This window comes from Rhodococcus aetherivorans (genome assembly GCF_011058165.1).
Taxonomy (GTDB): Bacteria; Actinomycetota; Actinomycetes; order Mycobacteriales; family Mycobacteriaceae; genus Rhodococcus; species Rhodococcus aetherivorans.
The window spans coordinates 23,723-35,647 of sequence record NZ_JAALEG010000067.1; the positions used below are offsets into that span (position 1 = coordinate 23,723).

Genomic DNA, 11,925 nt, shown 5'->3' on the forward strand with positions numbered 1-11,925 from the left:
ATGAGCGTCTGTATGGAGACCACCAGCGTGCCGCGCTGGGACGAGGAGCGGACCGTGGCCGACGGCGGCAGGACGGTCACCGTCCTGTCGTTCGGCGACGCCGCCACCGACCACGCCCGCCGCCTGGTGACCTCCTTCGAAGGCCGGCGAGTGAGCTGGCTACGGGCGCCCGCCACCTGGGGCGACGCGGCCGCGGAGGTGCTGCAGCGCCAGCTCTCCGCGGCCCGCGTCGGCTGGCGGCTCGTGCTGGTGGGCGACGAGGCCGCCGTCCTCGCCGCCCGGGCCGTGGCCGTCGCCGCGGGGGCGCTCGACGACGAGATCCTGCCCGAGGTGCTGACCACGGACACGCGCACGGTGTACTGCGCCCACTGCCGACACACCCACGACGCCACCGCCGCGATCGGGCAGACCAGCACGTGCCCCGCGTGTTCGGCGGAACTCGTCGTGTACCACCACGTTTCGCGCCACCACGGCGCATATCTCGGCTACCAGCTCGACGCGGAGGAAAGCTGATGACCCTCGTATCCGATGCCGGAGCGGCCGTCCGGCGCAGCGACGCGACCCTCGCCCTCACCGTCGCCGAGGTGGCCACCGTCGCCACCGGAGTGCGGCACGTGCGGTTCGTCGACCCCACCGGTGCGCCGCTGCCGTCGTTCACCCCGGGCAGCCACGTCGTGCTCTCCTGCGGCGCCCACGACGACGGCCGGCCCCGCCGCAACTCCTACTCCCTGACCGGTCCGGAGCTCGAACCGCAGAGCTACTCGATCTCCGTGCGGCTCGACGAGACCGGCCGGGGCGGCTCCCGCTGGATCCACGCCCTCGAGGTCGGGGACGTCGTGGAGGTCAGCAGGCCCCGAAGTGCCTTCGCGCCGATCCTCACCGCGCGTCACCACATGCTCGTGGCCGGCGGTATCGGCGTCACACCCATCCTCTCGCACGCCCGCGCCGCCGCTCAGTGGGGCCGCTCCTTCGAGGTCCATTACACCTTCCGCGAGGGCGACGGCCCGCACCTCGGCGAGTTGCGCGAACTGTGCGGAGACCGCCTGCACACCTACCACACCCCCGAGGAGTTCTGGGCCGCACTCGGCCCGGCCCTGCTCGATCAGCCGCTCGGCACCCACCTGTACGTATGCGGGCCCTCCGGTCTCATCGACGAACTCACCCGTCGCGCCCGCGGCGCGGGCTGGCCGGACGCCCGCATCCACTACGAGCACTTCGGTGTCGGCGACCTCGAGCCCGGAACCACGTTCACCGCGCATCTGCGCCGCGCCGGGGTCGACATCGCCGTGAAGTCCGGCGTGAGCCTGCTCGAAGCGCTCGAGGCGCGCGGGGTACCGGTGCCCAACCTGTGCCGGCAGGGGGTGTGCGGCGAGTGCCGGATCCCGGTGGCGGACGGCGCGATCGAGCACCGCGACCTGTACCTGACCGACGCGGAGAAGCACGCCGGCGACTGCATGATGCCGTGCGTCTCCCGCGCCGGCGGCGAGCGATTGGAGCTGGACCTGTGACTGCCGCAACCGAATTCGAGGTGCTCCCGGAACGCGTCGCGCGGTTCCCGTTCCCCTTCCCGCGGGACACCTACCGGTACAGCACCAACGTCGAGCCGGCCGGGACCCGCGCGGACACGGCGGCCGGCGGCTGGGGTGAGCACCCGGTCGACATGGACGGCTTCCTTCTCGACGAACTCGCCGAACGACGGCGCGTGCTCGACGCCGACCCGAGCCGCTTCCAGGCGCTCGGGCACATGGAGGTCGCGCAGTGGGACGCGATGCTCACCCTCATGAAGATGCTGGCCGAGGCATACCCTCAGACGTTCGCGCTCGACCGTGACGGCACCGTCCGGCGGTGGAGCAACCGCGCCCTCGACCTCGAGCAGGCGTTCGTCTACGGGCAGTCCGCCACCCTGCCCGAGCCGCCGCTGCTGTACATCGGCCGGCAGATCCAGGAGGACGTCGTGCTGCTCGATCAGCGCGACGGCGCCCTGTGGGGTGACGCGGGCCTGGTGACGTTCGCCGCGGACTGGTCGCTGCGCTTCGACGTCGGGATGAGCTTCCTGCAGATCCACGGTCCCGTGCCCCGCATCCACACCGAAGGGGTGATCACCCGCGCCCAGTCCTTCCTCATGGGACTGCACGCCGGGCAACGGTATCGGCGCACCAACTGGACCCTCACCGTGGACCGCCGGCTCGACACGGCCACCGAGACGTATCCCGAATGGGGACGCGATCGGCGCCTGCTCGCCGAGGGCCCACTCGACGACGTCGGCCGTCGCCTGCACCTGCGGGTCGAGGTGCAGCACCTGATCCGGCTCGGCGCGTCCGGCGCGATCATGTTCCTCATCCGCACCTACCTGCTGCCCTTCGAGGAGATCGCGCTGGTGCCGGAATGGGCCGACCGGCTCTACCGGGTGCTCGAGGAACTGCCCGAGGACATGGCCGACTACAAGGGCATCACGCGCACCCGCGAACCCGGTCTGAAGTGGTTGCGCGAGTTCGGAGGTGTGCGGCCGTGAAGAACTCGGGATTCGTCACCGGTGCGGTGCCCCCGATCGATCCGGGCGGGCGCATCCACCTGCTGTTCAGCCTCGGCGACTGCGCCGACGCGCGGGCCGCGGTGACGGCCTGGGCGGCGCAGGCACTCGCCCTCGGCCGCGTCGCGACCACGGTGCCGAACGCGAGCGCGGACGAGGTGTCGCGGCTCGTGCGTGAGGCCCGCGCCGGCGCCCGCGTGCTGATCGCCGGCCCGCGGCGTGAGGCGATGGCCGCGACGGCTGCGGCGCGTACCGCCGGCGTGCTGCCGTGCGAGATGACCACCTACGTCACCGCCGCCGACGGAGTGTCGCTGTTCTGCCCGCACTGCGCCACCACCCAGTCCGTCGACGCCGCTCCCGGGGCGGTCGTCGCCTGCGGTTCGTGCGGCCTGGACCTCGAGATCCGTCCTCATCTGTCGGGACATCACGGCACCTATCTCGGCGCCGTGGCCTGACCCGCCATCGGAAAGGAACCTTCGTGACCACTTCCGTCGTCAGCGACCTGTCCTGCCTGCCGTGGCCTTTCCCCGAGGGCGACAGGACGTTCCGTTACGCCGTGAACGTCGAACCGGCGCCGCGCCGCACCGAGACCGCCGCCGGGGCCTGGGGCGAGCGCATCGTCGACCTGGGCAAGAGCCACGACGAGTACGTCGAGATGATGCGGTTGCGTCGCTCGATCGTCGAGGCCGACCCCGGGCGCGTGCAGATGCTGCCGCACATGACGCCGGCGTGCTGGGACCTGATGCTCTACTACATGCGCGACATGGCGGCCTCGTTTCCCGACGTCATGCATCTCGACGTCGAGAACGGCGGATACCGCTGGCGCAACGACCTTCTCGGAATCGATCAATGGTTCGTGCCGGGGGATTCGGGCACCCTGCCGGAGCATCCGCTGGTGTTCATCGGGTGTCAGCTGCCCGACGACGTGCTGCTGGTGACCGAGCGCGACGGGCACCTGTGGTTCGACGCGGCGCTGGTCACGTCGTCCGCCGACTGGTCCGTCAAGTTCGACATCGGCATGAGCCTGCACGAGATCCACCGGCCCGTTCCCGGCCTGACCCCGAACGGGGTGACCGACCGCGCCGAGCAGTTCATGCGGCGCCTCACCACCGAGCGGCCGTACCGGCGGGTGAACTGGACCTTCTCCGCGGTCGGTTCGCGGCGCCGGGACACCAGCCTCGAGACGATGCCCGAGTGGATGGACGACATGCCGCGGCTGATCGCCGAACGCGACTGGGGCCGCATCCAGTTGCGCATCGAACTCGAGCACCTGATCCGCCTGCCGATGACGGGGGCGCTGGTGTTCAACATCCGCACCTACATGGCACCGCTCGAGGAGATCGCGCAGGTCCCGGCGTGGGCCGAGCAACTCGCCGACATCGTCGAGGAACTGCCCGCCGAGATCGCCGCGTACAAGGGCATCGACTCCTACCGCATGCCGGCGATGGCCTGGCTGCGCGAGCGGACGCGCGCCCGGGCCGCGTAGTGGCGCACCGGATTCACCGGCGGCCGGTACGGTGACGGAGGGAGGGTCTCCGGCGAGGGGAGAAGCGAGCGTGCGAGCGTGGAGCGGACCGGTCGACGGCGGCATCGCCGTCCTGGGTGCGGGCCTGAGCGGACTGTCGCTGGCGGCCCATCTCGCCGCCGTCCCGGCGCGACCCGGCCCGGTGGTGCTCGTCGACGACGGCGCCCGCGACATCCGTGACGCCGGCTGGGCGTTCTGGTCCCGCCGGTCCGGGCTGCTCGACGCGGCCGTCTCCGCGCGGTTCGCCCGGATCCGGGTCCATGCGGGCGGACGGGCCCGCACGCTCGGCCTCGGCCGGTACCGGTACGGCGTCGTCCGCGGAGCCGACCTGGCGTCGGTGGTCGGCGAGGTTACGGACCGAGTCGACGACATCGGGCTCCGCACCGGCCGGGTGACGCAGGTGCACGACGGGGCCCGCCCGCGTGTCGCCCTGTCCGACGGCACGGAGCTGCACCCCGAGTGGGTCTTCGACGGCCGGGGCCCCGACGCCGACGACCGCGGGACGAGCCCCGATGCGTGGCTGGACTTCCGCGGGTGGCGGATCCGCACCGAAGCTCCCCTGTTCGATCCCGACGTCCCCACCCTGTTCGACTTCCGCACCGATCAGCGCCGGGCGGCGTCCTTCGTGTACGTGCTGCCCACCGATACCCGGCACGCCCTCGTCGAGCACACGAGTTTCGCGCACCCCGACGGCGGGCCCGTCGGCACCGCCGCTCACGACGAGGCGCTCCGGGAGTACCTGGCGGCCGTGCTCGGCGCGGACGAGGACACCTACGTCGTGGAGGCGGACGAGTCCGCGCGGCTGCCGTTGGCGTCGCGGCCGCCCGCGCGGCGCAGCGGCAACATCGTGCGCATCGGCGCCGCGGGCGGAATGCTCAAGGGCAGCAGCGGATATGCGTACCAGCGGATCCAGTGCGACAGTGCGGCGATCGCGCAGTCGCTCGCCCGGCACGGGCATCCCTTCGACGTGCGGCCTGCTCCGTCCCGGTTCGCCCGGTACGACCAGGGGCTGCTGCGGGCCGTCGTCGAGCGGCCCGCGGTGCTCGAGCGCGCCTTCGCGGGGCTGTTCGACCGGTCCTCCGCGGAGCCGATCCTGCGGTTCCTCGACGAGGAGTCGACGTGGCGCGACGAGGCGGCGCTGTTCGCGTCGCTGCCCGCAGCCCCGCTGCTCAGGGCGATGGCCGGCCGCTGACCGTGCCCGGGTGGTACCGCGCGACCGGCCGCGGGCGACCCGGTCGGGCCCGGCTCGTTCGATCGGCGAGGTACCGCGCTTCGCCCTAGGGTTGGGCGCGTGTCGGACTCGGTGGGCGCAGCGCTGCTGGCGATCGCCGCGGCCTTGTGCATCGCGGTGGGTACGGTCGTGCGTCAACGCACGGCGGCCGGTGTGCCGGACGACGCCGTGGGCACGCTGGGCCCGATCACCGCTCTCGTCCGCAACCCCGTGTGGTGGCTGGGCACCGTCGCCGGCGTCGGGGGATACGCCTTCCAGGCCGCGGCGCTCGGCCGGGGCTCTCTGCTGCTCGTGCAGCCGCTGCTGGTGCTGTCACTCCTGTTCGCGCTGCCACTGGGTGCCCGCCTCGCCGATCGCAGCGTCGGCCGGAGTGAGTGGCTGTGGGCGGCGGCGCTCACGGGGTCGGTCGCCGTGCTCGTGGTGCTGGGGAATCCCCGGCCGGGACTCGCCCGGGCCGAGCCGCTGCACTGGGTGCTCACCTGTCTCGTCGGTGCCCCGCTGGTGGCGGCCGGTCTGATCGCCGCCCGGCGGGTGCGCGGCGCGCGCAAGGCGCTGCTGCTCGGCGCCGTGGGCGGCGCCCTGTTCGGGGTCTCGGCCGTACTGACCAAGGGAGTGGTCGACATCGCGTCCCGCGGTGTGCTGCCGCTCGCCACCGCTCCCGAACTGTGGGCGCTCCTGCTCCTCGCCGCGGGGGCGGTGACGGTTCAGCAGGCGGCGTTCCAGGCCGGTGATCTGCGGGCGTCGTTGCCCGCCACCACCGTCCTGGAACCGGTCGTGGCGTCGCTGCTCGGATTCGTGGTCCTGGGGGAATACCTCGACGCGGACCGCGCCATGAGTGTGGTTCTGGTCACCGCGGCGGCGGTGATGGTGGCCGCGACGGTCGCCCTCGCGCGGGGCGACGCGGCCGCGTCGTCCCCCGACCAGGCGGTATGTCCTCCGGGGGAATAGCCCGGCCGGCGGCGCCGCCCACGGTCTCGCGAACCTTCGACAAATCTCGCTCTTTGTTGGCATGAATTTCGGTGGCGCGGGGTACTCCCCGGTCCATGAGATCGACGAACCGAGAATCGGCCCTTCGGGGCGGTCCCGGCGCGTGGATCGAAGTGAGCGAAAGGTCGCAGACTTTCGTCCGGTCCGCTCGCACTGCGTGCGAGCCTGCTGTCAAGGAGAGCCCCGTGCCATTGTCACCTCACCCGCTCCGGCCGACCGTCGATGTCTGGAACTGGCAGATGCAGGGCTTGTGCCGCGGCGTCGACTCGTCGGTGTTCTTCTCGCCCGACGGCGAACGGGGCCGAGCGCGGTACCAGCGAGAGTCGAAGGCCAAGGAGATGTGCCATCGGTGCCCGGTCATCGAGCAGTGCCGCGAGCACGCGCTCACCATGGGCGAACCCTACGGAGTGTGGGGCGGGATGTCGGTCTCCGAGCGGGAGAAGTACGTGCAGTCCCGGAGACGGAAGATCGCGAGCTGAGCCGGATTTCGACCGGCACCGACCCCCGGTCGGTGCCGGGTTCACGTCTCCGGATCCCCTGACGGCTCCGGGATGTCGCCGCCGCCGGGGTCGGCCCGGCCGTGGAGTCCGACCAGGCTGAGCACGTGGTGGGCGGTGCTGCCGGGTGGCGCCACCAACGTGACGGTGGAGTGCTGCTTGGCCGCGCGGTCGCGGGCCGTCGAGAGCAAGGAGACCCCGGCGGAGCCGAGGTTGGTGACCTCGCTCAGATCCACTGTCACCGACAGCGTTCCGCTGTGGGATACGGCGTCGAGGCACCCCTTGAGGATGGGCGCGGTGTCGATGTCGATGTCCCCCCGCACCGCGAGACGACCGGGTTCGGTTTCGGCGACGGCGAATTCGGGCGAGACCTCGGGACGGCCGACGATCGCGCCTTCCGTGAACTCGGTGACGACGCGGGCGCTGCGGGTGAGCCGGAACGTGACCGTCGCGGTCGTGCCCGTGTCGTCGCTGTCGACGACGAGGTCGTCGGCGAAGATCCGGACCATCGTGAGCCCGCGGCCGCGGCTGGTCGGTAACCGATGTGGCTCCGGGGTTTTCGCGGGGGTCTTCCAGCGGCCCCGGTCCCGCACGCGGACCCGGAGGCAGCCGTCGCCGTCGAGCGTCCCGTCGATGTCGACCGGGGCATGCCCGGCGTCGCCGCCGGAATAGGCGTGCTCGACGACGTTGGACACGAGTTCGGAGACCGCGTGCTCGACGGCCACAGTTCCGGCATGGTCGGCACCGATGCGCACGAGCCATCGCCGCAACGACGTCCGTGCCGACCTCGGTGCCTCCCGGTCGGCGTGGAGCCGAAGCTGCAGGGGATCCGGCATGGCCGTGCGCTGAGCGGCCACGATGGTCACGTCGTCGCTGTATCCGGTTTCCCGGAGCAGGAATTCGAGGATCTCCGCGCACACCCGATCCACCGTCCGGGCGCGCGTGTCCGGGATCGGGAACGACCGGCCGGCCACGCTCAGGGCCGCCCGCTCCGCGAGTTCGGCGGTGCTCGCCGGCGGGGGCCGGCCGGGGCGCTCGATCAGTCCGTCGGTGTAGAGCAGCACGACGTCGCCGGCGGCGAGGGCGTCGGTGGCGACGGGGAACGTCGAGCCGGTACCGATCGGCGTTCCGCCCGAGGGTGGGAGGTATCGGACCGCCCCGGCCGGGCTCGCCACCAGCGGCGGGGGATGCCCGCTCGTGCAGTAGCGGACCCGGCCGGTGGCGGTGTCGAGGACGACGACACAGACCGTCGCGGTGCGGGCGCCGGGGACGTGCGCCGAGAAGGCGTCGAGGGTGGACAGGGCGGCGGCAACGTCCGCGCCCGCGAGGATCTGCTGGCGCAGCACCGCGCGGAGCTGCCCCATCACGGCGGCGGCCTCGACGCCGTGCCCGACGACGTCCCCGGTGATGAGCACGAGTTCGCCGTTCGCAAGGGCCAACGCGTCGAACCAGTCGCCGCCGGCGGCCGTGTCCTCGGCGGCGACCAGGTAGGCGGCCGCCACCTCGGCCCCCGGCACGACCGGGACGGACGGCGCCAGCAACGCCTGCTGCATCACCGTCACCGCGTCGCGGGCCTGCTCGTACTTCTCCGACATCAGCTGGGCCCGTGCCTCGGCGCCGCGCCGGGCCAGGACACTGTCGGTCACGTCGGAGGCGAAGAAGAGCAGCCCGGCGACGCCGCGGTCGGGGTCGCGACGGGGGGCGATGGTGAAGTCGAAGTAGCGCTCCCGGACCACGCCGCTACCGTCGGTATCGATCTGCAGGCGCCACTCCTTGGCGGTCTCGGCGACGCCGGTCGCCGCCACCCGGTCGAGCAGCTCGAAGAACTGCTGGCCCTCGAGTTCCGGTACGACCTCGCGCACCGGCCGGCCGAGGAGGTCGTCGCGCCCCAGCAGCGCCCGGTAGGCGGCGTTGGTCGCGACGTACACGTGATCGGGTCCCTGCCACGCGCCGAGGGCGAACGGCAGTGCTTCGAACACGCGGAGAACCGTGTCCGGCTCTCCCGTGGCCGAGAACAGGTCCTCGCCTTCCGGCATGCCGTGTACCTTCTCCGGTTTCCGCGGTGAAGCGTCACCTTCAGTTCTATACCCCTCCGGGGCTTCGGTACAGCGGCGTGCCGGCCGGCCCGGTTCGTCAGCGCATCTCTCCGGCCCCGACGTACGGATTGAGGCTGGCGAGCGGTTTGCCCTCGGCGAAACGGGAGTAGCGGAAGTCGGCGCCGTCGACGGCGGCGTCGCTGCTGATGCCGTCGAGCAGGAGGTCGGCGGCGAGGCGGCCCACGGCCGGGGAGATCTTGTAGCCGTGGCCGCTGAAGCCCACGAGCAGGAACAGCCCCGGGGCGGGGGACGGCCCGATGACCGGGTTGTAGTCGGGGGTGGTGTCGTAGCACCCCGCGTACGACGAGGCGAGCCGCGGATCGGGCATGGCCGGCAGCAGCCGGTCCAGCTTCGCGATGGCGGTTTCCACGAACGGGTCGTCGGCGCGATTGACGTAGTCGTCCGGGTCGGCCCACTCCGGGGTGGAGTGGTCGCTGTTGCCCACCAGCAGGTCCCCGTTGGGCTCGCGCCGGATGTACTGCAGGTTCACCAGGTCGGAGAAGGTGGGGATGTCCGGGGTGGGTTCGCCCTGGTCGACCAGCAGGAGTTGTTCCCGCTGGGCCCGGATCGGGATGTCCACCCCGGCGGTCGCGCCGAGCGCCGGCGACCACACGCCGGTCGCGAGCACGACGGTGCCCGCGTGGATCTCGGAGCCGTCCGCGAGCCGCACACCGTAGACCTCGCCGCCGTCGCGCTGCAGGAGCGAGGTGACGGTGGTGCTCTGACGCACTCGCACGCCGAGGGCACGGGCGCGGGTGCCGTAGGCCATTCCGGTCATGTAGGCGTCGCCGTGGCCGCCGAGTGGTTCGTACGCGAAGGCCGCGAAGGGATCGAGGGCGATTCCGGGCAGCAGTCGGCGGACCTCGTCGGCGTCGATCGTCTCGACGGGCACACCGAGGGAGCGGTGCATCTCGACGTTGGCGGCGAGCGGGGCGGTGTTGTCGGGCCCGACGCCGACGACGTATCCGGTCTGCCGGAAGCCGATGTCGGTGCCGAAGATCTGCTCGGCCTCGGAGAAGACCTGCACGCCGTGCCAGGCCATCGCCGCCAGCGACGGAACGCCGTAGTGGCAGCGGACGATGCCGCTCGACTTGCCGGTCATGCCGGAACACAGAGTTCCGCGTTCCAGGACGAGAACGTCGGTTTCGCCGCGCTCGGCGAGGCACCAGGCCGCAGCCAGGCCCTCGAGTCCGCCGCCGACGATGACGATGTTCGCGGTTTCGGTCATCGTGCTTCCTCACAACTCGCAACAGGGGTGGTTTCGTGCTGAGAAACAGTGTTGCACGAAATGAAACAGTTGTGCCCGCCCCCATGTGACAACGACGTAAAACCTGCTGGGCGGCAACGTTCCATCGTTGACGCCGGTAGCCTCGTCCGCATGACCCCCGCCGTCCGCCCGGTCACCAGACGGGACATACCGGTCTTCGCCCGCACCCTCGCCGATGCGTTCTTCGACGATCCGGTGATGATGTGGATGTGGCCCGACGACGAGCGCCGGCGCCGAGGTCTGCCACGCATGTTCGCCGCGGAGGCGCGCCACCACCTGCTGGCGCACGGCGGACTCGAGATCGCCGAGGGTCCGGACGGTGCCACCGGGGGTGCGACCATGTGGGCGCCACCGGGCCGATGGGAGGTCACCGGCTGGCGGTCGGTCCTGGTCACCGCGGGAATGATTCACGCGCTCGGCGGCCGCGCCCGCGTCGGCGCCGAGGTCAACGGCGCGCTCGAGGATGCGCATCCGGCCGAGCCGCACTGGTACCTCTCCGCCATCGGGACCGGAAACGCCACGCGTGGAGGGGGATTCGGGAAGGCGCTGTTGCGGTCCCGGCTGGACCGCTGTGACGCCGAAGGCGTGCCCGCCTATCTCGAATCGAGCAAGGAGAAGAACATCTCCTACTACGAGCGGTTCGGCTTCCGGGTCACCGGCGAGATCGCCGTCCCGAACGGCGGCCCCACCCTGTGGAAGATGTGGCGCGCGCCCGTGACGCGGTGACTCGGCGCGCGTCCCGCCGAGCTGTTGATATGCAAGCAATCGCTTGCATATACTCGTCGCTCGTGGGAGATCTCTCGACGGTCACCGCCGGGCCCGACGGCGCGCGCAGCGCCCTGGGCCGGTTCGGGACTTCCGGATGAGCACGCCGGCCGAGAGTCCGAACGCCGTGGACGGTCACGGCCGCAAGACCGGCGAGTGGACCTACTACGACACCGACGGGAGCATCAGGAAGACGACCACCCACCGGCCGAGGCCGCCGCGCGGGTGACCGAACGAGGGGGAGTGCGGTGACATCGACCTTCGACCGGGATCGAGCCCTGCTGATACGGCTGTGGCGCTCGTGGGCCGAACGGGCACGGGAATTGAGCGACGAGCAGTGGACGGCCCCGACCCGGCTGCCGGGCTGGACCGTTCGGGACCTCTACGTCCACGTCACACCGGACGCCCTGATCGCCTTGCTCGCCGACCCCGCGTCCGACGGCACGGCGAAGGTCACCAGCGCCGCGGAGATGCTCCGCGTCTTCAACGCCGACCCGGTCGCCGCCGAACCGATGCACCGACGGATCGCCGAGATGGTTCGCCGCGCCGCCACCGACGTCGGCCGGGAGACGCTCGTCGAGCGATTCGCCGTCGAACTGCCGCAGGCGTTCGATCGCCTGACCGGCCTCGGCCGTGAGACCGTCGTCCCACATCCTCTGCTGGGCTCGGTGACGCTCGGCGCGCTCCTCGACCTGGCCATCCTCGAAACGACCGTTCACCTGCTCGACGTCGTCGACACGGTCGGCGGACCGCCGCCCGAACCGGAGGCACTCGAACGCACCCGCAACGTGCTCGCCGCCGTCCCGGATGCGCGGGCCTTCATCGAGGCGGCATCGGGCCGGTCGGGCGCGCGGATACTGCCGGTGATGCGATGAGGCAACCGCGCATGTGACGCGGCACGGCTCCCGCGATCTCGTCCGCGTGCTCGGACTGCAGAGCAGCAACGTCAGCGCGACGGTGCGCAGCCTGGTCCAGCTGGGACTGGTGGCCCGCACGTCCAACCCCCGCGACGGACGGTCCCACCCCC

At 71.7% G+C, this 11,925-nt stretch carries 14 protein-coding genes; 12 read left to right on the top strand and 2 right to left on the bottom strand.

Features of this window, described 5'->3' with window-relative positions:
- The 8 genes from G6039_RS22175 (at position 1) to G6039_RS22210 (ending at position 6,752) form a co-directional block, all read left to right on the top strand.
- Positions 1-513, top strand: coding sequence for a 50S ribosomal protein L32 (locus G6039_RS22175; protein WP_225222742.1), 513 nt, complete (start codon positions 1-3; stop codon positions 511-513).
- Positions 513-1,508, top strand: a complete 996-nt coding sequence (locus G6039_RS22180; RefSeq protein ID WP_043796579.1) for a PDR/VanB family oxidoreductase — start codon at positions 513-515, stop codon at positions 1,506-1,508. Before G6039_RS22175 ends, G6039_RS22180 begins: the two co-directional genes overlap by 1 nt.
- Complete coding sequence (locus tag G6039_RS22185; protein WP_006937271.1) at positions 1,505-2,512, top strand: heme-dependent oxidative N-demethylase family protein; 1,008 nt, start codon at positions 1,505-1,507, stop codon at positions 2,510-2,512. The genes G6039_RS22180 and G6039_RS22185 overlap by 4 nt, the downstream gene beginning before the upstream one ends.
- A complete protein-coding gene (locus G6039_RS22190) occupies positions 2,509-2,985 on the top strand; it encodes a dimethylamine monooxygenase subunit DmmA family protein (RefSeq protein WP_006937269.1) in 477 nt (158 codons plus the stop codon). The genes G6039_RS22185 and G6039_RS22190 overlap by 4 nt, the downstream gene beginning before the upstream one ends.
- Positions 2,986-3,008: 23 nt before the next feature.
- The gene (locus tag G6039_RS22195) at positions 3,009-4,016 is read left to right on the top strand and encodes a heme-dependent oxidative N-demethylase family protein (protein ID WP_043796580.1); all 1,008 of its coding nucleotides are present in this window, start codon (positions 3,009-3,011) and stop codon (positions 4,014-4,016) included.
- Between the two features lie 70 nt (positions 4,017-4,086).
- A complete protein-coding gene (locus tag G6039_RS22200) occupies positions 4,087-5,247 on the top strand; it encodes a lycopene cyclase family protein (protein ID WP_029543124.1) in 1,161 nt (386 codons plus the stop codon).
- 99 nt (positions 5,248-5,346) lie between these two features.
- Positions 5,347-6,234, top strand: a complete 888-nt coding sequence (locus tag G6039_RS22205) for a DMT family transporter (RefSeq protein WP_029543126.1) — start codon at positions 5,347-5,349, stop codon at positions 6,232-6,234.
- Positions 6,235-6,512: 278 nt separating this feature from the next.
- Entirely contained in the window at positions 6,513-6,752 is a 240-nt protein-coding gene (locus tag G6039_RS22210) for a WhiB family transcriptional regulator (RefSeq protein WP_044476011.1), read from the top strand.
- Between the two features lie 41 nt (positions 6,753-6,793).
- Here G6039_RS22210 and G6039_RS22215 read toward each other — a convergent pair whose 3' ends face one another.
- Together G6039_RS22215 and G6039_RS22220 are read right to left on the bottom strand one after the other, a co-directional pair.
- Positions 6,794-8,806 carry a SpoIIE family protein phosphatase gene (locus G6039_RS22215; RefSeq protein ID WP_029543130.1) on the bottom strand — a complete coding sequence of 671 codons (2,013 nt, stop codon included), beginning with the start codon at positions 8,804-8,806 and terminating at the stop codon, positions 6,794-6,796.
- A gap of 97 nt (positions 8,807-8,903) precedes the next feature.
- Positions 8,904-10,094: an NAD(P)/FAD-dependent oxidoreductase gene (locus tag G6039_RS22220; RefSeq protein ID WP_006937253.1), complete on the bottom strand. Its 1,191-nt coding sequence runs from the start codon at positions 10,092-10,094 to the stop codon at positions 8,904-8,906.
- Between the two features lie 150 nt (positions 10,095-10,244).
- Between G6039_RS22220 and G6039_RS22225 the strand changes: the two genes are divergently transcribed.
- The 4 genes from G6039_RS22225 to G6039_RS22235 form a co-directional block, all read left to right on the top strand.
- A complete protein-coding gene (locus G6039_RS22225; RefSeq protein WP_029543133.1) occupies positions 10,245-10,859 on the top strand; it encodes a GNAT family N-acetyltransferase in 615 nt (204 codons plus the stop codon).
- Between the two features lie 136 nt (positions 10,860-10,995).
- Positions 10,996-11,127: a hypothetical protein gene (locus G6039_RS31135; RefSeq protein WP_255326738.1), complete on the top strand. Its 132-nt coding sequence runs from the start codon at positions 10,996-10,998 to the stop codon at positions 11,125-11,127.
- A gap of 19 nt (positions 11,128-11,146) precedes the next feature.
- The gene (locus G6039_RS22230; protein WP_043796586.1) at positions 11,147-11,773 is read left to right on the top strand and encodes a maleylpyruvate isomerase N-terminal domain-containing protein; all 627 of its coding nucleotides are present in this window, start codon (positions 11,147-11,149) and stop codon (positions 11,771-11,773) included.
- 13 nt (positions 11,774-11,786) lie between these two features.
- Positions 11,787-11,925: MarR family transcriptional regulator (locus tag G6039_RS22235; RefSeq protein WP_164528112.1), on the top strand; the 139-nt coding region annotated here is incomplete at its 3' end.